This is a genomic window from Mycobacterium sp. PS03-16, assembly GCF_004570325.1.
Taxonomy (GTDB): domain Bacteria; phylum Actinomycetota; class Actinomycetes; order Mycobacteriales; family Mycobacteriaceae; genus Mycobacterium.
The window spans coordinates 63,840-84,907 of sequence record NZ_SPQO01000013.1; the positions used below are offsets into that span (position 1 = coordinate 63,840).

Here is a 21,068-nt window from a genome sequence, read left to right on the forward strand (position 1 = left end):
TCAACAAAGACGGCAAGGGGTCGGGCGGCGCCACCACGGTCGCCTCCCCGATGACCGGCGAACCGGTGAAGCTGTTCTCCCGGGACTGGTTCGCCGGCCTGGCGCTGCGTTACGCAATGGTCATCATCCTGCTGATGGTCATCGCGTACTTCAGCTACCGCAGCGCCCGGTTCTCCACCATGGACAACCTGGTCACCATCCTGGTCGCCGCCGCACCGTTCGCGCTGATCGCGCTCGGGCAGACACTGGTCATCCTGACCGGCGGCATCGACCTGTCGGTGGGCAGCGTGATCGCGGTGTCGGCGATGGCCGGTGCGGCGACCGCCGCCGCCAACCCGGGTCAGGTGTGGATGACCGTGACGGTGGCGATGCTGGTCGGCCTCGCCGTCGGCGCCCTCAACGGGATCCTGGTGTCCCGGTTGAACGTCCCACCGTTCATCGCGACGCTCGGCACACTGACCGCCGGATCCGGCATGGCTTATGTGATCGGCGGCGGCGCGCCCATCAACGGGCTGCCCGCGGAGTTCGGCTCGATCGCCAACACCAAGATCCTCGGCCTGCAGATCCCGGTGCTGCTGATGATCTTCGGCATCATCGCGCTGGCCATCATCATGAAGCGCACCACCTACGGCATGCGCGTCTACGCCGTCGGCGGCAACCGCAACGCCGCCGAGATCGCCGGTATCAACACCAAGAACGTGCTGTTCAGCGTCTACGCGTTCTCCGGTCTGCTGGCCGGCCTGTCCGGCGTGATGCTGGCCTCCCGCGTCATCTCCGGACCTCCGAACCTGGGACAGGGCTACGAACTCGATGCGATCGCCGCGGTGGTGATCGGCGGCGCCAGCCTGATGGGCGGCCGCGGCTCCATCTGGGGAACGGTGCTGGGCCTGTTCATGATCCAGACCCTCAACAACGGCCTCGACATCCTGGTGGTGCCCGCCTATTGGCAGAACGTGATCATGGGCGCCCTGATCGTCGCCGCGGTCGCGATCGACGTGTGGTCCTCCAAGCGCCGGACATGACCACCCACGCAGCTGTTTCACCCACACCGGAAATCAACGAGAGAGAAGGCACATGAAACTGGGGACAAAGACGTTCGCCATCGCCTCCGCGGCCGTGCTCGGCCTGGGGCTGACGGCGTGCGGCGCGGGTGACACCGCGGCCAACGGCGACACCACCCGCATCGGCGTCACGGTGTACGACATGAGCTCGTTCATCACCGCCGGCAAGGAGGGGATGGACCAGTACGCCAAGGACAACAACATCGAACTGATCTGGAACTCGGCCAATCTCGACGTGGCGACCCAGGCCAGCCAGGTCGACTCGATGATCAACCAGGGCGTCGACGCGATCATCGTCGTTCCGGTGCAAGCCGATTCGCTCGGCCCGCAGGTCGCCTCGGCGAAGGCCAAGGGCATCCCCCTGGTTCCGGTGAACGCGGCACTCGACAGCCCCGACGTCGCCGCCAGCGTGCAGCCTGACGACGTGGCCGCCGGCGAGCAGGAGATGCAGATGATGGCCGACCGCCTCGGCGGGCGCGGCAACATCGTCGTGCTGCAGGGTCCGCTGGGCCAGTCCGGCGAGATCGACCGCACCAAGGGCATCAACAACGTGCTCGCCAAGTACCCGGACATCAAGGTGCTGGCGATGGACACCGCGAACTGGAAGCGCGATGAGGCCGTCAACAAGATGAAGAACTGGATCTCCGGTTTCGGCGACCAGATCAACGGTGTGGTGGCCGAGAACGACGACATGGGCCTCGGTGCCCTGCAGGCGCTCAAGGAGGCCGGCCGCACCGGTGTCCCGATCGTCGGCATCGACGGCATCGAGGACGGCCTGAACGCCGTCAAGAGCGGTGAGTTCATCGGCACCTCGCTGCAGAACGGCACCGTCGAGCTGTCCGCCGGCCTGGCCGTGGCCAACAAGCTGGCCAAGGGCGAAGAGGTCAACACCAAGCCCGTCTACATCATGCCGGCCATCACCCAGGAGAACGTCGACGTCGCCATCGAGCACGTCGTCACCAAGCGGGCCGACTTCCTGGCCGGCCTCACCGAACTGACCAACAAGAACCTCGAGACCGGCGACATCGCCTACGAGGGCATTCCCGGTCAGACGCAGTCCTGATCAACCGAACGAGAGAATGAGTGACCATCCGATGAGACTGACGAAGAAGATCGGCGTCCTGGCCGCGGCCGGCGCGCTGGGCATGGGCCTGACGGCCTGCGGCGCGGGTGACACCGCGGCCAACAGCGACACCACCCGCATCGGCGTGACGGTGTACGACATGAGCTCGTTCATCACCGAGGGCAAAGAAGGCATGGAGACCTATGCCAAGGCCAAGAACATCGAGCTGGTGTGGAACTCGGCCAACAACGATGTCGCGACGCAGGCCAGCCAGGTCGACTCGCTGATCAACCAGGGCGTCGACGCGATCATCGTCGTTCCGGTGCAGGCGGATTCGCTGGGCCCGCAGGTGGCCTCGGCGAAGGAGAAGGGCATCCCGCTGCTGGCCGTCAACGCCGCGCTCGACACCCCCGACCTGGCCGGCAACGTGCAGCCCGACGACGTGGCCGCCGGTGAGCAGGAGATGCAGATGATGGCCGACCGCCTCGGCGGCCGCGGCAACATCGTGATCCTGCAGGGCCCGCTGGGCGGTTCCGGGGAGATCAACCGCGGCAAGGGCATCGACAATGTGCTCGCCAAGTATCCGGACATCAAGGTGCTGGCCAAGGACACCGCGAACTGGAAGCGCGATGAGGCCGTCAACAAGATGAAGAACTGGATCTCGTCGTTCGGCAACCAGATCGACGGCGTGGTCTCGCAGAACGACGACATGGGTCTGGGCGCCCTGCAGGCACTCAAGGAGGCGGGCCGCACCGGTGTCCCGATCGTCGGCATCGACGGCATCGAGGACGGTCTGAACGCCGTCAAGAGCGGTGAGTTCATCGGCACCTCGCTGCAGAACGGCACCGTCGAGTTGTCGGCGGGTCTGGCCGTGGCGAATGCGCTGGCCAAGGGCGAAGAGGTCAAGACCGATCCGGTCTACGTCATGCCGGCCATCACCCAGGAGAACGTCGACGTCGCGATCCAGCACGTCGTCACCGAGCGGCAGAAGTTCCTCGACGGGCTCGTCGAGCTGACCGAGAAGAACCTCGAGAGCGGCGACATCGCCTACGAGGGCATCCCCGGTCAGACCGAAGCGCAGTCCTGACGGTTCCCCCCAGACGGCGGGGCCGGTCACCATTGCCTCGAGCTGGTGACCGGCCCCGCTTTCCATGTTGAGCTTTTGGCGAGGCGCTAGCAGCCCAGCGGCCGCCGGGCCAGCTCAAGCACCTCCTCGGTGGTGGGCGGGCTCTGCGGGTGGTGCGACAGCGACCACGGCGCCCGGATGCGGTGAAACGCGTTGCCTTCCAGCGCCACATAGAAGTTGCCGGCCCGCAGCTTGCTGATGTCGGGGACGTCGCCGCCCTTGGCGCGGGCCATCTCCCGCGCCACGGTGATCTGGGCGGGCGCGTTGAGCAGTCCGTAGAACTGGGTGGCGGCGTTGCCCGGGATGAAGTTGTGCAGGCCGCGCGGGGACTGGGTGGCGAACACGAGCCCCAGGCCGTACTTGCGGGCCTGCGACACCAGCGCCAAAGTGCTTCTGGTGCAAGCGGTGTAGCGGTCCGATGGCGCGAAGTTCTGCGCCTCGTCCATCACCAGCAGACCGCCCAGCGGGCGGTCTGCGGCCGGGTGGCGTTTGATCCAGGAGAACAGCGCCATCTGTAACTGGTTGACGAACCCTTCGCGCTGCTGATCACTGGTCAGCCCGACCATGCTGATCACCGACACCCGGGCCCGGCAGCCCGGCGACGGCGTCAGCAGCAGCCCCGGGTCGACGGGGTCGCCGTGGCCACCGAACATCGGGTCGTTGACCATTGCCGCGTGCAGGTTCGCCGACAGCTCGGCGGCCAGCTTCGGCGCCTTGGGCAGTTCGCTCACCCCGTCGGGCAGTTCGGCGAGCATCCCGATGAACCCGGGCAGCGTGGCGGGGGACCCGCGACGGGCTTCCTGACGCGCATGATGCCGCAACGCTTCCCGCAGCACCGCCCGCGACTGGTTGGCCTTGGCGGTGTTACCGGCGATCAGCGCGCGCGGCTCGAGCGCGCCCACCGCGGAGTCGACGGCCTCCTCGAACTCGTCGTGGTCGTCGAGCACCCCCGCGAAGTCGGGCAACGGCTGGAACGACAGCGGGCGCCCGGCGTTGCGGCGCGGCGTCCACACCACGACCTCGGTACCCGCGTGGTACTGCTCGGCGCGGGCTTCGTCGGCGGTGTTCCAGCCGCCCGGCGGCGTGGGCCACCGGTCACCCAGCCGCGACAGGTCGTTGTTCGGGTCGAGCACGATCGCCGACACACCGCGCAGTGCGCACTCCTCGATGAGCCGCCGGATCATCACGGTCTTGCCCGAACCGGAGCCGGCGAAGATCGCGGTGTGCTTGCGCAGCGCGGCCAGGTCGACCGTCAGCGGACGGTCGGCGGTGTCGAAGCCCAGCGGCACGTCGCGGGGGGAGTCCTCGACGCCGGCGTAGGCGGGCAGGCTCGAATCATGTTGTTCGACAACAGGTTCGTCAACCGTCGTGTCGCCGCCCCTCGGGAGTGGGCCGGCCACCTCACCGAGCGCCTCGCGCAGGAACGCCACGCCGTGGGCGGGTCGGCGTTGCTGCAGCCACTCCGGCAGGTCGGGGTGGTTCTCGTCGAGCAGATCGCGCAGTGCGGTGAGCGTGCGGAGGTCGGCCTCGCTCATCGGCAGCGTCCGCCCACCCGCGGCCTCCACCTCGGCGATCAGGGCCGCGGTCTTCGTGCCCGACGGCCAGCGGCCGTTGCGCAGCAGCACCAACCGGCGTCGGTCCGGGTCCGATCCGATACCTGTTGCATCCCAGGCTTTCCTGATGCGGTTCTGCACGGCGAGCGGGTGGGAATGCGCGATCGCCCGGAACGCCCAGTGCCGCTCGTCGTCGGTGGTGGCGTCCAGGCTCTGCCGCAACCGGGCGTGCAACACCACCCGGGTGCCGGGCGGTGAGTCGATGCGGAAGCTCTGGCCGTCGTCGCCGCGTTCGGTGATCCAGGCCTCCAGCCCGGCGGCCAGCAGCGCAGGCATCGCGGTGTCCTCGCCGTCGGGGTCAAGAGGGGCGGCCACGACCGCCTGGCGGGTGTAGGCGGCGAACCGGCGATCCAGTTCACTGACGTCGACCGGGCCGTCGTCGGCGCCCTTGTCGTCGATGCCCTTGTCGTCGGTGTCACGGGGCGTCTCGTCGGTGAGGTGGGCGAGTTCGACCAGCGAGCCACTTCGCAGGCAGTCGCGGATGTGTTCGTCGGCGCGCTGCAACAGCCGGCGCGGCGTGTACTCGGGGGCGTCGTCGAACGCCGACGGCAGGATCGGCCACGACGGGTAGGGCGGGGTGAATCCACTCGCGTGGTAGCCGGCGGCAAACCTGCGCTCGAGGATCGCCCGGCCGACGTCCGCGCTCGGCAGCCGCTCGAGCACCCGGGTTTCGCGGAACCGGTCGGACACGGTCGCCGTCGCCCGTTCCCGGATCAGCTCCCACACGCTCGGCAGGCACGCCACCACGGGCACGGTGCGCCGCATCGCCTCCTTGATCGCCATCAGGCCATGGGCGACGTGTTCGAGGTCGCGGTTGTCGCCGGACTCGGGAGCCTCGGTGCGAGAAGCGGATTGGGCGAGCAGCGTGTCGATCTGGTCGACGCCCAGCACCGCAGGGCCGGCCAGTGCCACCAGCCGCGAGATGTCGCGCACGGTCTCCTGCGGGGTCTTGCCGGCCACCCGCAGACCCCATTCGGCGCGATCCTCGCCGCCGGCGTCGTCGCTCGAGGTCAGGTAGGCCTCGCCGATGTCCTGCAGGCCCATGTCGGTGGCGCCCAACAGGACCAGCGCCCGCAACGTGTGCCGGTACTCGCGGGACTCGCGGTGTGCCTTGACCATCGCGACGACGAACTCGTCGAGGATTTCCGGCGTCAGGTCCTCGTCGCCGATGACCGCACGGCGCGCCGCCCGCGAGATGTGCGCGATCGACGACAGCCGCCAGAGCAGGTCCTTGAGTTGGGTCTCGCGTTCGGCGCCCGGCCGGCCCAGGCTCTCCAGGATGCCGCCGCGCGCGGACTGCCAGAAGCTCACCGCGTCGAGCAGTTCGATCATGAAGAAGAATCCGCCCGCCGCCTGCACCCGCTCGCGCACCTGACCGAGCAGGTGCGTCTTGCCGGATCCGGCGCGGCCGCGGATGACGACGCCAAGCGGCTTGGCTCCGGGGTCGCGTTCCGCGTCGCCGTACGCGGCCATCACGTCGGCCAGCGCATGCTCGTGCAGCCCGCCGATATGGGAGCTCTGGGCGTGCCAGATGTCGTCGAGGCTCATGACGAAGTTGAGCCGCAGGGCGGTGAGCGCGTCGTGGTGTGTGGATTCCATCAGGCTTCGATCGCGATCAGGTGGTTGTCCTCGTTGCCGATTCGCACCGCTGCCGCGCGGTCCGCGCCGGTCAACGTCTTTTGGTTCTCCTCGGGGATCAGGCTCACGCCGGGTGTCCGCTCCAGCCGCAGCAGCGCCGCGTCGAGCGCTCCGCGGCCCACGTCGGCCAGCTCGTCGCGCAGCGCCGCCAGGCCGACCCAGCCACCCGCGCGCGACGCCAACCGGCCGTATGCGGCACGGATTCGGCCCTCGACGTCGTCGCCCGGGGCTTGGTCGGAGGCGGAGTCGACCGGCGTGGCGACAGAGTCCGGCGGCGCAGGGGCGAACACGTCGGCCGGCGCGAGATCGGCCCGGTCGAAGTAGCGGCCCAACCCCTTCATCAGCGTGTAGAGCGCCTTGTTCTGCCCGCGCACGCCCAGCGGCGGCTCGGTGCCGAACAGCTCCCGGCACAGCCGCCAGCCCTCGTCGGTGAGTTCGAGCACCATCGGCGTGCCCGACGACACCTCGATCAGCTTCTTGTCGCGGAGCCGGTCGCGGTAGGACTTCTTCAGCTCGGGGCCGAGCGTCTTCAATTCGGGGTTGGGCACCGGCCGGCATTCGGCCATCAGCACCAGCAGCACCGCCTGTTCGGTGCCGGTCAGCTCATCGGGGGCCACGGTCACGCGGGTCGCCTCTCTGCTGTCGTCGTGCGCTGGATCTCCGTCGTGCATTCAACAGTGCCTCGATAGTGCCCAACACCCGGACGGGGTCGTCGGCCACCTCCTCGTTCGTGAAGCGCAGCACGGCGAATCCGTCGAGGGTGAGCGCGTTGTCGCGGCGGCGGTCGTCGGCGTACTTCAGCGCGCCGCGGTGGTCGGGGCCGTCGATCTCCACGACACAGCGTTCGTCGGGCCACATGAGGTCGACCCGGATGAGCGGTACCAGCGGATGCCCGCTGCGGGTCTGGTTCCACTGCCGGCCGACCGCCCAGTCACAGCGAGACAGCGCCCGCTCCAGCGCCTGCTCGGCCGCGCTGGCCGGGTGCGGGCGGCCGACCGGCGCGGGGAAGTCGGCGGCCGGTCCCGGCGCGCCGGCGCGGGAGAGCCCGGTCGCCACCGGCGGCGCGGTCAGCGTGACGGTGCCGATGCGGTCGACGTCGGCCAGCGCGTCGGCGGCCAGCCACACCCCGACGCCGCCGTGCTGGGTCAGCCACTCCAGCGCCGCGGCGATCCGCTGCTGATCCACGGATTCGAGGTCGGACGGGCACTCGGCGAGCAGGACGAGCGCATCGCGTCCGTAGGCGTCGGCCAGGATGCGCACCAGGCCTCGCGTCCGCGTGTCGGGATCGAATCGCGACAGACACGGTTGCGCGCACAGCGCCGCATCGGCCATCGCGGCGAGGTACGGGCCGAAGTGCGCGCTGTGAGCGGCCCGCCGGTGGGCGAGCATCCGCAGCACCCGACGGTCGTGGTCACTGGCCGAGGACAGCAGCTCGGCGTCGGGCAGCCAGGCCGGGAACAGCGCGCGGGCGACCTGCTCGAGGCGGTCGAGGGCAGCGTCGACCACGGCGGCCGTGGTGGGGAGGCCCGGCGGCACCCGGTAGCGGATCACCACCGGCGCCCCGGGCGGCTGCGGGTGCAGCACGACCGCGAGCTGTTCGAACGTCACGCCGGCGATCCGCACCACCCGGTCGACGGGCAGGCCCGGGACAGCCGGCCCGGCTGCTGTCCCGTCGGGCATCGGCTCTCCCGGTGTGGTGACCGTCGGCTATCCCGTGGCCGTGGTGGTCGTGGGCGGTGCGATGGGGGCGCCGGGCGGCACCTCGGTGTAGGTGGGTGTGAAGCCCTCGGTGGAGAAGCTGAAGCCGCGGCGGGTCAGCTCACTGAGGCACGACACCCCAGAGACCTCCTGGATGTTGCAGCGGAATCCGGCGGCGGCGAGCACCTGGTTGAACTGCAGCACGTTGGCCGGTCCGGGGTCCGGCGTGAACGGGGTGTCCGCGAGGGCGAGGAACATCGGGTCACCCTCGCGGCCGATCACGACCGCATTGGGTTCGGTCTCCTCACCGGCGGCGTCGAGCACCGTCTCCGGCGCTCCGGTGACCCCGAGGCCGCCCCCGTCGGTGGCCTGGCAGCCCGCCTGCACCCGCGGGATGATCGCGCAGTCCCATCGGCCCGACGGTGTGGTGAAGAAGTAGCGCGTCAGCCCGTCCACCGGGGCGGCGAAGTAGAACGCATTGACCAGGTTGGTGGTGTTCAGCGGCGGCGGGGCGGGCGCTGGCGGCGGCCCGGACGGGGTGGGTCGGGGCTCGTCGGTGTTGACCACGACGGGACCGCCGCAGCCGGCGAGCACCATCGCGGCGGCGACGGCAACGGTAATCCGGGTCAGCACACGCATAACGGTGTTCAAGGGTGCCGCAACGCCTTCGGGCGGCCGCAGGCGGGTCGCGTTCAGGAGCCCATCAGGGTGCGCAACGTGTGCGCGTTGCGCACAGCGTGGCCGCCGAGGTCGTTGTTGAAGTACACGAGCACGCGACGGCCCTCGCCGTCCCAGGCGCGGACGCGGTCGGCCCACCACTGCAGCGCGTCGTCGGGGTAGTTGCCCGCGTACATCGAGTCCTGGCCGGGCCCGTGCAGGCGGACGTACACCAGGTCGCTGGTTGCGACCGGCTGACAGGGCAGCCCGGGCCCGCTCATCACCACGTACGCGGCGCGGTGGCGTTCCAGGAGGTCGAACACCTCGCGGGTGTGCCACGAGTCGTGCCGGAACTCGACGGCGACGGGGATCCAGTCCGGCATGAGCGTGAGGAAGTGCTCGAGGCGGGCGTCGTCGCGTTCCAGGGCGGGGTGCAATTGGACGAGCAGGGCTTCCCGGCGTTCGCCCAGTGCGGTCCAGCAGCGTTCGAACCGCTCCACCCACGGCTCGGGGTTCTGCAGCCGGCGGTAGTGGGTGAGGCCGCGGTGCGCCTTGACCGACATCGTGAATCCCTCGGGCAGTCGCTGCCGCCAGCCGGCGAACGTGTCGTCGCGCGGCCAGCGGTAGAAGCTCGCGTTGAGCTCCACGGTGTCGAACGCCTCGACGTAGCGGGCCAGCCGCTTGGCCACCGGCGTACCCGCGGGGTAGAGGACGTCGGTCCAGTGGTCGTAGGACCAGCCGGACGTGCCGATGCGGATCATCGCCGGCCGGCGTCGCGGACCCGGTCGCGCACGTCGTCGTCGAGCGACACGCGCACCAGCGCCGCCGCGAGCTCGGCCGTCCGCTCGCCGGCCATCCGCTGCAGTTCCTCCGGGTCCCCGGGCAGTCCGAGCGAGGTGGCGGTCGTGGTCGCGCGCTCGTCGAAGTACGGCCGCACCCAAGTCCAGGTGTCCTGCACTTCGCGCAGAAAGATGTCGGCCCCGGTGTCGCCGATGCCCTTGAACCGCTTGAGCAGTCGGGTGACCGTCGCGACGTCGCGCGATTCGCCGAGCCGGCGCAGATCGCCGCCGTAGTCGTCGTGCACGGCCCGGGCCATGTCGGTCAGCCGGGTGGCCGAGCTCTCGTCGTAGCGGGCGTATCCCGCCCGGCCGAAGGCGTCGATCATGGTCCTGCGGTCGGCGCCCAGCACCGCGTCGGGCGTGCGGAGTTTCCCGGCGAATACCTCTCGGGCGGCCCGCACCGCGACACCGGCGTCGATCGGCTTGCTGGCCAGCATGCACAACACCAGCAGTTCGAACAGCGGCATGGGTTTGTCGTCGAGGTGGATGCCCGCCTCCCGGGCGTAGGTGGTGCCGGCCTCGTCCAGAAGGCGGCGCACCGTGCCCTTCTGCTCCGTCGTCGCCATGGTCTGCGAGTTACCCGGGTGGCGGCGCGGCGAACCGGCTCACTTGGGCGGCAGCGTCTTCGCGTACCCGACCCCGCGGTCGACCCAGCTGCGCAGCTGCCGCGCCGTCCGCACGCCGTCGCCGGCCACGCGCAGCCACCCGCGGGTCTCGCGGCCCGACATGATCATCGGCTCGACATGGTCGCGCGCCACCAGCGTCTCGGTGTCATCGGGCGGCACGCGCACCAGCAGCCCGCCCTGACCGCTGGCCGCGACGGCCAGGTGACCGTCGATCAGGAACGCCAGTCCACCGAACATGCGCTTCTCGGTCAGGCCGCGCTCGGCGGCGACGAGTTCGCGGATGCGGTCGGCGAGGTCGGCGTCGTAGGCCACGCCCCATTCTGTCCCGCCGAGCAGACACAGACTCGCGTTCTGCGGCCGCGGATCGCGCGGGTGTGTGTCTGCTCGCGCTCAGTCGGCGTCCGCGGAGACCGACCAGTCGCCGACGCGGGCGTAGTTCGAGTCGTAGATGTCCTGTTTGTCACCGGGTTCGAGTTCGGTGAGGTCCTTCATCGCCCCGCCCCAGTACCGCAGGATCCGGCCGAGCTCGGCGTTGGCGTCGGCGTCGTCGGGCAAGTTCACTTCGAGCACGAATCTCACATGCGCTACATACCCCGAAATTGCGCTGAGGGTCGTGATCCGGCACAGATCACGACCCTCGGTGCGATATTCGGCCCGTCAGGCGGCCGCGGTCACCTCGGCCGCCGGTTCCAGCGCCTGCGCGACGATGTCGGCCACGTCGGTCATCGGCAGCACCTCGAGCCCGTCGAGCACCTCGGCAGGCACGTCGTCCAGGTCGGCCTCGTTGCGCTGCGGGATGAACACCGTCGACAGTCCGGCGCGTTGCGCGGCCAGCAGCTTCTGCTTGACGCCGCCGATCGGCAGCACCCGCCCGTTCAGCGTGACCTCACCGGTCATGCCGACGTCGGAGCGCACCTGCCGCCCCGTCGCCATCGACACCAGCGCGGTGACCATCGTGACACCGGCCGACGGCCCGTCCTTCGGGACGGCGCCCGCGGGCACGTGCACGTGGATCTTGCGGTCCAGTGCCTGGCGGTCGACGCCCAGTTCGGCTGCGTGGCTGCGCACGTAGGACAGCGCGATCTGCGCCGACTCCTTCATCACGTCGCCCAGCTGACCGGTCAGCTGCAGGCTCGGCTCGCCCTCGGTGGACCCCGCCTCGATGTAGAGGACGTCGCCACCCATGCCGGTGACGGCCAGACCGGTCGCCACGCCGGGCACCGCGGTGCGCTCGGCCGACTCCGGGATGAACCGCGGCCGGCCGAGGTAGCCGACCAGGTCTGCCTCGTCGATCGTGATGGGCTCCTCCGAGGCGGCCAGCTTGGTGGTGGCCTTACGCATCGACTTGGCCAGCAACCGCTCGAACTGCCGCACCCCCGGTTCGCGGGTGTAGTCGGCGGCGATCTTGCGCAGCGCGTCGTCGGTCACCGTGACTTCGTCCTCGGTGAGCGCGGCCCGCTCCCGCTGCCGGGGCAGCAGGAAGTCGCGGGCGATGGCCACCTTGTCGTCGGCGGTGTAGCCGTCGATCTGCACCAGTTCCATCCGGTCCAGCAGCGCCTGGGGGATGTTCTCGATGACATTGGCCGTCGCCAGGAACACCACGTCGGAGAGGTCGAGGTCCAGATCCAGGTAGTGGTCGCGGAACGTGTGGTTCTGCGCCGGGTCCAGCACCTCGAGCAGCGCGGCCGCGGGATCGCCGCGGTAGTCGCTGCCGACCTTGTCGATCTCGTCGAGCAGCACGACGGGGTTCATCGAGCCGGCCTCGCCGATCGCCCGCACGATGCGGCCGGGCAGCGCGCCGACGTAGGTGCGGCGGTGACCGCGGATCTCGGCCTCATCGCGCACGCCGCCCAGGGCGACGCGCACGAACGTGCGGCCGAGTGCGCGGGCGATCGATTCGCCCAGCGACGTCTTGCCGACGCCGGGCGGGCCGGCCAGCACCATCACCGCGCCGGAGCCGCGACCGCCGACGACGGCCATGCCGCGCTGGGCGCGACGCGCCCGCACCGCCAGGTACTCGACGATGCGGTCCTTGACGTCGTCGAGGCCGTGGTGGTCGGCGTTCAGGATGTCCCGGGCGGCCTGCAGATCGGTCGAGTCCTCGGTGCGCTGGTTCCACGGCAGGTCCAGCACGGTGTCCAGCCAGGTGCGGATCCAGCCGCCCTCCGGGCTCTGCTCGCTGGACCGCTCCAGCTTGCCGACCTCGCGCAGCGCGGCCTCGCGCACCTTCTCGGGCAGGTCCGCGGCCTCGACGCGGGCGCGGTAGTCGTCGGACCCCTCTGGCTCACCTTCACCCAGCTCCTTGCGGATCGCGGCCAGCTGCTGACGGAGCAGGAACTCCTTCTGCTGCTTGTCCATCCCCGAGCGGACGTCCTCGGCGATCTTCTCGTTGACCTCGACCTCGGCGAGGTGCTCGCCCGTCCACTCGATGAGCACCCGCAGCCGCTCGGCGACATCGGGCGTCTCCAGCAGCTGGCGCTTCTGCACCTGGCTGAAGTAGCTGGCGTAGCCCGCGGTGTCGGCCAGCGCCGACGGATCGGTCAGCTGGTTGACGAAGTCGATGATCTGCCACGCCTCGCGGCGCTGCAGCATCGCCAGCAGCAGCTTCTTGTAGTCGGCGGCCAGCGCGCGCACCTCGTCGGTGATCTCGGACTCGGTCGCCTCGGTCACCTCGACCCACAGCGCGGCGCCGGGGCCGGTGGTCCCGGTGCCGATGTGCGCGCGGGTGGTGCCCCGCACGACGGCCGCGGTGCCACCGCCGCCGGGAATGCGCCCGACCTGCACGATGGTCGCGAGCACGCCGTGAGTGGGGTAGCGGTCGTCGAGCCGGGGCGCGATGAGCAACTCGCCGGAAGCGCCGGGGGCGGCTGCTGCCTGAGCTGCTTCGACGGCGGCGCGGGCCGCGTCGTCGAGTTCGATCGGCACCACCATGCCGGGCAGCACGATCGCCTCGCTGCTGAATAACACCGGCACTGATTTGGCTTCAGCCATGTGATCCTCCAAAGTTCAGTCGCATCGACTCAACCTTGGTGTGCAGTGGTTTGTTCCCCGGCTACATCCTGGGTGGTGCGCCGCCGCGCCGGGGGCGGTCCAGCCACCGCGCCACGCGCGGTTCACAGACGGCGAGCACAGTCGCGACAACGAACCACAGCACCGACAGCACGACGGTGGTGTGCCAGGCGTCCAGGGAGTAGCCGTCGAGGTCCTCGCGGTGGAAGAACGGGCCGACGATGCCGAACTGAATGGCCGGTGCCATCGCGATACAGGCGGCCAGGCCGGTGGTCGCACCGAAGGCCGCCCGCAGGAACACCGAGCGGGGCGTGCCGCCCGGCGGTGCGGCGCGGTGGTGGGCCAGCAGGATGGTCAGCAGCATCAGCCCGACCACCACGGCCAGCCCGTCCCACTCGCCGTCGCCGAAGATGAACGCCACCGCGCCGGCCACGGTGGCCAGCGCCAGCGCGCCGGGATCGACGCGCGGATGCTCCTCGTAGCGGGTGCGGTGGTCCTCGACAGCCATGGCGTCACTGTAAGGGCGGGTCACCGCCCTTCGGGCACAAAGCAGGGAGCCTGCCGCGGGGGTGACGGCAGGCTCCCTGGTTGTGGGTGGCTCTATGCAGCGCCCTGGGCGCCCAGCACCCGCTGGATGTCCGGCTTCATCTGCTGGAGCTGCTGGCCCCAGTAGCCCCACGCGTGGGTGCCGTTGGACGGGAAGTTGAACACGCCGTTGGTGCCACCGGCCGCGATGTAGTTGTCGCGGAAGGTGATGTTGGTCCGCAGAGTGAACCCTTCGAGGAACTGGGCGGCCATCAGGTTGCCGCCCGTGGCGCCGGCGTCGAGCTCCGACGGGGTGCCGGTGCCGCAGTAGATCCAGACGCGGGTGTTGTTGGCGACCAGCTGGTTGATGTTGACCATCGGGTCGTTGCGCCGCCAGGCCGGGTCACTGCTGGGGCCCCACATGCTCTCGGCGTTGTAACCGCCCGAATCCTGCATGGCCAGCCCGATCAGCATCGGCCACCAGCCCTCGGAGGGGTTGAGGAAGCCCGACAGCGAGGCCGCGTAGATGAACTTCTGCGGGTGGTAGATGGAGTAGGTCAGCGCGGTGCTGCCCGCCATCGAGATGCCCACCACCGCATTGCCGTTGGGCGACACACCGCGGTTGGCCTCCAGCCACGCCGGCAGCTCCTGGGTCAGGAACGTCTCCCACTTGTAGGTGTAGTCCTGCCCGTTGCCGCGCGAGGGCTGGTACCAGTCGGTGTAGAAGCTGGACTGCCCGCCGACGGGCATCACGACCGACAGGCCCGACTGGTGGTACCACTCGAACGCCGGGGTGTTGATGTCCCAGCCGTTGTAATCGTTCTGCGCACGCAGACCGTCGAGCAGGTACACCGCGTGCGTGCCGCCGCCCTGGAACTGGACGCGGATGTTGCGGTTCATCGACTGGGAGTAGATGTCGAGGTATTCGACCGGCAGACCCGGCCGGGAGAACGCACCGGCGGTCGCCGCACCCCCGGCGAACCCGATGAGCCCGGGCAGCATCGTCGCCGCGACCGCGATCACCGCCAGCCGGCGTCTCCACGTCCGAACCGCTGCACCGCCGAACCCCTTGAGGAACGTCATAACGGCAACCCACCCACCTTTCTTCGCATGCCACAAGCAATTGCCGTCGCTTATCGGTCACCATGAAACACGCGCAACTTCTGTCACACGGGTACCAACACGGGGATGGCGTATCGCGGTCTGCTAACGATTGGGCTGCGCGCCGTTACGAACCGGACGACGACCCGCTGCGGCCCGTCAGTCTGCGCCGATGGCGGCCAGCGCCCGCCGGACCTCGGCCTTGCGCTCCTCGATGGCACGGCCGATGTCGTTGAGCAGCAAGGGCTTCCGAGATACCAGCTCTTCGAGATGCGCTCGCTCGACCAGTACCACGGTGACCTCGCCGACGGCGTAGGCGCCCGCGCTCACGGGTTCACGGCTCAGCGTGGTCTGCCCGAGGAAATCGCCGGGTTCCAGGACGCGGATCGGCACCACCGTGCCGTCATCGCCGACGGCCACCAGGCGGATCAGGCCGTCGACCACGAACGTCATCCGCCGCGGCACCTCGTTGGGGGACTGCACGGTCTCGTCGGCGCCGTAGCGGGTGATCCTGGTGTGCGGCAACAATTCCTGCTGGTCGGTGTGGGACAGCCGCAGCGTCGGCGCGATGATGCGCAACGCCTTCTCCAGGCGCTCAGCGGTCGCGAAGTCGTCGGCAGCCTCGTCGAGGTGAAGTTCGGCGCGCCTGGCGGCGTACCAGATCCAGCGCAGGAATGTCGACCTCGCGGTGAAGTCGTCGGCGGGGGACCGCAACGGGATCGACGTCGCGTACCCGGTGGCGCCGGTGCGCACCGAGGCGGGCGCGGCGTGCCCGGCCAACTGGGGAAGCCGACCGGCCACGGCCGTCAGCACCTCGCACACCGCGTCGGGCGGATCCTCGCGCGCGAACACGGTGGTCACCGTGATCGAGTGCGTCCCCGGCGGCCGACTCAGGTTCGTGAACGACGCCGCCGCCAGCACCGAGTTCGGCATGATCTGCAGGCCGCTGCCGGTGTCGATGTGCGTGGCCCGCCAATTCACCTCCACCACACGGCCTTTCGCCGACGGCGTGTCCACCCAGTCGCCGAGTTGGAACGGCTGCTCGAACAGCACCAGCAACCCGGAGATGATCTGACCCACCGAGTTCTGCAGCGCCAGCCCCAGCACGATCGACGACACCCCGAGCGCGGTGAACAACCCGCCCACGTTCGCGCCCCAGATGTAGGCCAGGATCAGCCCGACGCCGATCGCGATCAGCGCGAAGCGGGCGACGTCGAGGAAGATCGACGGGACCCGCCGCCGCCACGACCCTTCCGGCGCCCCCTGGAACAGGGTGGCGTTGAGCCCGGACAGCAGGAGCACCAGCACCACGAAGCCGAAGACGGTGGCCACGACGCGCACCGGCGTGGTCTCGCCGGAGATCTGGTTGGCCCCGACCAGCAGGACCAGCAGCGCCCCCAGCGGCAGGATGTAGGTGCGCAGCAGATACACCGGCCGGGTCAGCGCGCTGCCGCGCCGGCGCAGCGCGTTGTGCACCTCGGTGAGCGCGACGAGCAGCAGCGGGAAGCCGACCGCGACACCGACGGCCCAGTAGAACCAGTTGTCCTCCCACACGGTGTTCACGACTGCCGTTCTGCCAGCCGCCAGATCGGTTGTTCAGCGCCGTCGATGAGGATGTCACCGGCCGGGGTGAAGCTGCGGCTGTCCCGCATCACCTCGTAGATCTGCGCGGTGACGTACACGCCGGGCTGCGGTGACCCGCTCTTGACCTGGTAGGCGAGGTTCACCGCGGCGCCCCACATGTCGTAGGCGAGGCTGTTGCGGCCGACCAGTCCGCTGATCACGGTCCCGGTGTCGATGCCCGCGCGCAGGGTCAGCGCGCTGCCGGTCTCCCGGTTGAACCGCGCGACGATGCGCGCCATCTCCACCGCGAAGTCCACCGTGCGCCGGACGTTGTCGATCCGCGGCACCGTCAGACCGCAGCTGGCGAGGTAGCCGTTGTGCAGGGTGCGGATCCGCTCGACGCCCAGATTATCTGCGGCCGCGTCGAACTGGCGCACCAGGGTGTTCACCATGCCCAGTGCCTCATCCGACGAGAGGTCGGCGGTGACCTCCTCGAGCCCGACGAGGTCGGCGAAGATCACCGTGACGTTCTGGTGGTCCTGCGCGATGGTCTCCTCGCCGTCGCGGTAGCGGGCCACCACCGGTTCGGGCATCAGTGAGAGCAGCAGCCGGTCGTTCTCGCGGCGCTGCTCGGTGAGCAGTTCGTCCTTGATCGCGAGGTTGCGGCTCATCTCGTTGAACGCCACGGTGAGATCACCGAATTCGTCGCGGGACTGCACCGGAAGCGTGACGTGATAGTCGCCGGCGCTGATCTGCTGCGCACCGGCCTCCAGCCGGCGCAGCGGCCGAACGAACAGCCGGGCCAGCAGCATCGCGGCGACACTGACCACGAAGATGATCGCCGCGGTGGACAGCACCAACCTGCGGGTGAACGCCGACACCGGCGCGAACGCCTCGGCGGTGTCGATCTTGGCGACGATCGACCAGTTCAGCCCGGGCAGGTTCACCGGCGCATACGCCTGCAGCGTCTCCTGCCCCAGGTAATCGGTGTCGACGATGGTGCCGGTCTGGCCCCGCTGGGCCTCGCGGGTCGCCTCGGTGGCCACCGGCTGCACGAGGGTGGTGCCGCCCTGACGCAGGGACTGGTCGGCCACCTGCGGCGGCGTGCCCGCGTCGACGACGTCGCGGCGGAACTGGTCGGGATACTCGAGGAACAGCCGCGAGTCCGACCGCATGAGGTCGTCGGGCCCGACCAGAAAGGTCTCGCCGGTGCGGCCGAGACCCGCTCCCTCCCACTGCTTGTCGAACGTCATCAGCCGGTTGATCTTGGAGATCGGGAACTGCAGCGCGAGCACGCCGTCGACCTGCCCGGGTGAGCGGACCGGGGAGACCAGCCAGGCGGTCGGCTCGTCGGCGGGGATGTAGTCGCCGAAGTCGGTGACACCGACGTAGTCGACGGCGTTGGAGGCCATCGCCTTCTGGTAGGCGCCGCGCAGGTCCCCTTCGCGGTAGGGGCCGGTGACGACGTTGGTACCGAGGTCCACGCCCTTGAACGCGCTGTAGACGACGGTCCCGCGGTCGTCGATCAGCAGTGCGTCCTCGAACCCGAACAGCAAGACGATCTGGCGGAAGAAGTCGTTGAACCGGGCATTGGCTGCCGACCAGGCGCTGCCGTCGCGCGCGTCGTCCATCCGGATCGAATCGTTCCAGTCGCGAAACGGCGCGGTGTAGAGCGCCTGCAGGTAACGCTGCGCGTTGGAGGTCGGGATCAGGGCCCGCGCGTCGAGTTGCTGACCGGTCTGCTCGCGTTTCGCGGTGGCGAACTGGCCGGTGTAGTAGTCGTCGAGCGACTGCTGCTGCTGCGGGCTGACCGGCGCGTCGCCGAGTTCGGCGAACGCGGTGGTGAACGCCGCCATCGCCTCTGTCGTGGTGGCGCCGCGTGTGTAGACCAGCAGCGAGTTCTTCAGGTCGTTGAACTGCGCCTCGAGCTGGCGGGCCTGTGACCCGCGGATCTCGGTCAGCGCGTCGAACACCGCCGCCCGCAGCGACGACCGGCCGGACTGGTAGCCGATGAAGCCCACCACGGCCGCCGACAGCACGCTGGTGAGCAGCAGCATCACCAGCAACTTGGACTGGATGCTGATGCGGGAGAGCAACGGGGCACGCATGTTCCGCAGCCGGCCCAACGGTGCGGAGTGGTCGTGTGGCGGCTCGTCGCCGGTGGCGGGCTGACCCGCCGGTGGGCCCGGCTCGACGCGCGTCGTCATCGATTCCCTTCCGGCTGCACGCCTCCGGCGGGCCCGAGCCAGCAACGACACTAGCGGCAAATCCGGCGGCCAGCGAAGTATTCCGGCGCGGATGGGTACCCGTCGACGATGACCGACAGCCGCGCCGATCCGGATGACCTCCAGCGCTTCGTCGACGCCCAGGACCCGGTGTACGACACGGTGTTGGCCGAGCTGCGCCGGGGGCGCAAAGAGACACACTGGATCTGGTTCGTGTTCCCGCAACTACGCGGGCTGGGGCGCAGCGCCACCGCCGCGCACTACGGCATCGCCTCGCGCGAGGAGGCGGCCGCGTACCTCGCGCACGAGGTGCTCGGCCCGCGGCTGCGCGAATGCACCAGGGCGGTACTGGACCTCGAGGGCCGCTCGGCCCGGCAGGTCTTCGGGTCGCCCGACGACGTCAAGGTGCGGTCCTCGATGACGCTGTTCGCCCGCTGCACCGACGACAACGCCGACTTCCTGGCCGTACTCGACCGGTTCTACGGCGGCGAGCAGGACCCGTTGACCGTCCAGCGGCTCGAGTGAGGCCGCCTCAGGCGGGGCCGACCACCAGCCAGCCGTGTGGTGGCACGCTCACCTCGTCGGCCTCCTCCTGGGGTGGCGCGCCGGAGCCGGCCAGCACCCGGCCGCGGCCTAGCCGGGTTCCGGCCAGCGTCACGGTCAGGGGGGTGTCCTCGAGGTTGAGCGCCACCAGCAGCGCGTCGTCGTCGCGGCGGGTCTCGTACACATAACTGCGGTTGTCCAGCCGCACCGGTGTCGTCGTGGCGCGGTGCAGCCAGGGGTGCCTGCGCCGCAACCCGATCAGGAACTGGTGGCTGCGGTAGACGTCATTGTCCCGGGGCGCTTCGGCCGCGGGTCCGAATTCGGGCCGGACCGCGTCGTCCCCGCCGGCCCTGTCCTCCTTGACGCCGAGGTAGCCGAACTCGTCGCCGGCATAGATGCTGGGCACCCCGCCGAGGGTGAACAGCAGCACCAGCGCGTGTTCGAGGTGGCGCGGGTCGGTCAGGCGGCTGGCGATGCGCGTCACGTCGTGGTTGCCGACGAACGTCAGCGGTGCGAACGTCGCGAGCAACTCGTTGTGCCGGATGAGCGCGTGGTCGAGTTCGTGGAAGTTGCCGTCGTTGAGGCTGCTCCACACCGCCTTCCACAGCTCGTACTGGGTGACCGAGTGGAATCCGGCGGCGACGCGGGCGGCGTAGTCGCCGTGAATCACCTCACCGACGAACCACGCGTCGGGGTGGGCTTCCCGCACCCGCGGCAGCACCTCGGCCCAGAACCGGTCGGGGACGGCGTACGCGGCGTCGAGCCGCCACCCATCGGCGCCGCGGGCCAGCCAGTGCGACATCACCTCGACGGTGTAGTCGACGACGTCCGGCTCGCGGTGGTTGAGCGCGATCAGCTCGCCGTGCCCCTCGAAGGTGTCGAACTCGCCGTGGCGCCGGCGGAACCACGCCGAGGACGGGTGGTCGGGGCCGCCGTCGAGCGCCTCGCGGTAGCGCGGGAAGTCGGTGCCGACATGGTTGAAGACGCCGTCGAGCAGGACCCGGAGGCCGCGCCGGTGCGCTTCGGCGATCAGCGTGTCGAGGTCCCCGTCGTCCCCGAGACGGGGGTCGACGCGGTAGTGGTCGGTGGTGTCGTAGCCGTGCGTGCGGGAGGCGAACACCGGCCCCAGCGCGATACCCGAGGCGCCGAGCGCGACGGCGTGGTCCAGCCAGTCGACGAGGCGCAGCAACCGGTGCTCATCGGGCGTCGGCGCCGGGTCGGCCGGGAACGCGCCGACGAAGCCGAGCGGGTAGACATGCCACCAGATCGCGTGCCGCACCCAGTCCGGTTCGCTCATGAGCCGAACTTCGCCTGGTAGAGGGCCTTCATCTCGTCGGCGAACTCCGGCGCAGGCCCGTCGGTGGGCACGTCCGGCGCGACGACCGAGATCGGCAGCGTGGCGACCGGCGGCGCGGGTGCGCCCCATTCGGCCAGCCATTCGCGCAACTGCAGCGAGGAGGTGGCGTAGACGATGCGGCCCAGGCCGACCCACGCGTGCGCCGCCGAACACATCGGGCAGTGCTCGCCGGAGGTGTAGACGGTCGCGGCGGCGCGCTCGGCTGGCGGCAGGTTCTCCGCGGCCCACCGCGCGATCGCGAACTCGGGATGGCGGGTGGCATCACCGCCGCTGACCCGGTTGTGGTCTTCGAACCTGCGCTGCCCGTCGCGGTCCACCAGGACGGAGCCGAACGGCTCGTCGCCCTCGTCGAGGGCTTCGCGGGCCAGGTCGACGCAGCGGCGCAGCTGCTCGAGGTCGGACGCGCTGATGGCCATCAGCGGGA

At 69.9% G+C, this 21,068-nt stretch carries 19 protein-coding genes; 4 read left to right on the forward strand and 15 right to left on the reverse strand.

What is annotated here, in order from left to right; translation table 11 throughout:
• Nucleotides 1-50: 50 nt before the first annotated feature.
• Genes E4P42_RS13295 through xypA form a run of 3 tightly spaced genes read left to right on the forward strand, consistent with a single transcriptional unit; the run spans nt 51 to nt 3,211 of the window.
• Nucleotides 51-1,022: an ABC transporter permease gene (locus E4P42_RS13295; RefSeq protein ID WP_245234011.1), complete on the forward strand. Its 972-nt coding sequence runs from the start codon at nt 51-53 to the stop codon at nt 1,020-1,022.
• A 52-nt stretch (nt 1,023-1,074) separates the two neighbouring features.
• Complete coding sequence (locus E4P42_RS13300) at nt 1,075-2,124, forward strand: substrate-binding domain-containing protein (protein WP_135126535.1); 1,050 nt, start codon at nt 1,075-1,077, stop codon at nt 2,122-2,124.
• Between the two features lie 31 nt (nt 2,125-2,155).
• Nucleotides 2,156-3,211: a sugar ABC transporter xylitol/L-sorbitol-binding protein XypA gene (xypA, locus tag E4P42_RS13305; RefSeq protein WP_135126536.1), complete on the forward strand. Its 1,056-nt coding sequence runs from the start codon at nt 2,156-2,158 to the stop codon at nt 3,209-3,211.
• 86 nt (nt 3,212-3,297) lie between these two features.
• On the opposite strand, the gene E4P42_RS13310 is transcribed toward xypA, so the two are convergent.
• The 13 genes from E4P42_RS13310 to E4P42_RS13370 all read right to left on the reverse strand — a co-directional run bounded on the left by E4P42_RS13310 (nt 3,298) and on the right by E4P42_RS13370 (nt 18,627).
• On the reverse strand, nt 3,298-6,462 hold the full coding sequence (locus E4P42_RS13310; protein ID WP_135126537.1) for a helicase HerA domain-containing protein: 3,165 nt from the start codon (nt 6,460-6,462) through the stop codon (nt 3,298-3,300).
• Nucleotides 6,462-7,124, reverse strand: coding sequence for a hypothetical protein (locus E4P42_RS13315; protein WP_167759480.1), 663 nt, complete (start codon nt 7,122-7,124; stop codon nt 6,462-6,464). The genes E4P42_RS13310 and E4P42_RS13315 overlap by 1 nt, the downstream gene beginning before the upstream one ends.
• Nucleotides 7,105-8,181: an endonuclease domain-containing protein gene (locus E4P42_RS13320; protein WP_245234009.1), complete on the reverse strand. Its 1,077-nt coding sequence runs from the start codon at nt 8,179-8,181 to the stop codon at nt 7,105-7,107. The genes E4P42_RS13315 and E4P42_RS13320 overlap by 20 nt, the downstream gene beginning before the upstream one ends.
• 27 nt (nt 8,182-8,208) lie before the next feature.
• Nucleotides 8,209-8,838: a hypothetical protein gene (locus E4P42_RS13325; protein ID WP_135126538.1), complete on the reverse strand. Its 630-nt coding sequence runs from the start codon at nt 8,836-8,838 to the stop codon at nt 8,209-8,211.
• 53 nt (nt 8,839-8,891) lie between these two features.
• Nucleotides 8,892-9,617 carry a DUF72 domain-containing protein gene (locus E4P42_RS13330; protein ID WP_135126539.1) on the reverse strand — a complete coding sequence of 242 codons (726 nt, stop codon included), beginning with the start codon at nt 9,615-9,617 and terminating at the stop codon, nt 8,892-8,894.
• Nucleotides 9,614-10,261: an endonuclease gene (locus E4P42_RS13335; RefSeq protein WP_135126540.1), complete on the reverse strand. Its 648-nt coding sequence runs from the start codon at nt 10,259-10,261 to the stop codon at nt 9,614-9,616. Before E4P42_RS13335 ends, E4P42_RS13330 begins: the two co-directional genes overlap by 4 nt.
• Nucleotides 10,262-10,300: 39 nt before the next feature.
• Nucleotides 10,301-10,633 (reverse strand): TfoX/Sxy family protein, encoded by a 333-nt coding sequence (locus tag E4P42_RS13340; RefSeq protein ID WP_135126541.1) that lies wholly within the window; start codon nt 10,631-10,633, stop codon nt 10,301-10,303.
• 78 nt (nt 10,634-10,711) lie between these two features.
• Nucleotides 10,712-10,891 (reverse strand): hypothetical protein, encoded by a 180-nt coding sequence (locus tag E4P42_RS13345; RefSeq protein ID WP_209305767.1) that lies wholly within the window; start codon nt 10,889-10,891, stop codon nt 10,712-10,714.
• Nucleotides 10,892-10,978: 87 nt separating this feature from the next.
• Entirely contained in the window at nt 10,979-13,312 is a 2,334-nt protein-coding gene (lon, locus tag E4P42_RS13350; protein WP_135126543.1) for an endopeptidase La, read from the reverse strand.
• Between the two features lie 61 nt (nt 13,313-13,373).
• Nucleotides 13,374-13,838, reverse strand: coding sequence for a hypothetical protein (locus E4P42_RS13355; protein ID WP_135126544.1), 465 nt, complete (start codon nt 13,836-13,838; stop codon nt 13,374-13,376).
• Between the two features lie 92 nt (nt 13,839-13,930).
• Nucleotides 13,931-14,938: an esterase family protein gene (locus E4P42_RS13360; RefSeq protein WP_135126545.1), complete on the reverse strand. Its 1,008-nt coding sequence runs from the start codon at nt 14,936-14,938 to the stop codon at nt 13,931-13,933.
• A 177-nt stretch (nt 14,939-15,115) separates the two neighbouring features.
• Nucleotides 15,116-16,519, reverse strand: a complete 1,404-nt coding sequence (locus tag E4P42_RS13365) for a mechanosensitive ion channel domain-containing protein (protein WP_135126546.1) — start codon at nt 16,517-16,519, stop codon at nt 15,116-15,118.
• Nucleotides 16,516-18,627: an adenylate/guanylate cyclase domain-containing protein gene (locus tag E4P42_RS13370; RefSeq protein WP_209305770.1), complete on the reverse strand. Its 2,112-nt coding sequence runs from the start codon at nt 18,625-18,627 to the stop codon at nt 16,516-16,518. Before E4P42_RS13370 ends, E4P42_RS13365 begins: the two co-directional genes overlap by 4 nt.
• Nucleotides 18,628-18,834: 207 nt before the next feature.
• On the opposite strand from E4P42_RS13370, the gene E4P42_RS13375 reads away from it, so the two are divergent.
• Nucleotides 18,835-19,269 carry a DUF1810 domain-containing protein gene (locus tag E4P42_RS13375; RefSeq protein ID WP_135126547.1) on the forward strand — a complete coding sequence of 145 codons (435 nt, stop codon included), beginning with the start codon at nt 18,835-18,837 and terminating at the stop codon, nt 19,267-19,269.
• Nucleotides 19,270-19,276: 7 nt separating this feature from the next.
• Here the strand turns inward: E4P42_RS13375 and E4P42_RS13380 are convergent, their stop codons facing one another.
• Both E4P42_RS13380 and E4P42_RS13385 read right to left on the reverse strand, forming a co-directional pair.
• Entirely contained in the window at nt 19,277-20,584 is a 1,308-nt protein-coding gene (locus E4P42_RS13380) for an alpha-amylase family protein (RefSeq protein ID WP_135126548.1), read from the reverse strand.
• Nucleotides 20,581-21,060: a nucleoside deaminase gene (locus E4P42_RS13385; RefSeq protein WP_135126549.1), complete on the reverse strand. Its 480-nt coding sequence runs from the start codon at nt 21,058-21,060 to the stop codon at nt 20,581-20,583. The genes E4P42_RS13380 and E4P42_RS13385 overlap by 4 nt, the downstream gene beginning before the upstream one ends.
• Between the last annotated feature and the right edge of the window lie 8 nt (nt 21,061-21,068).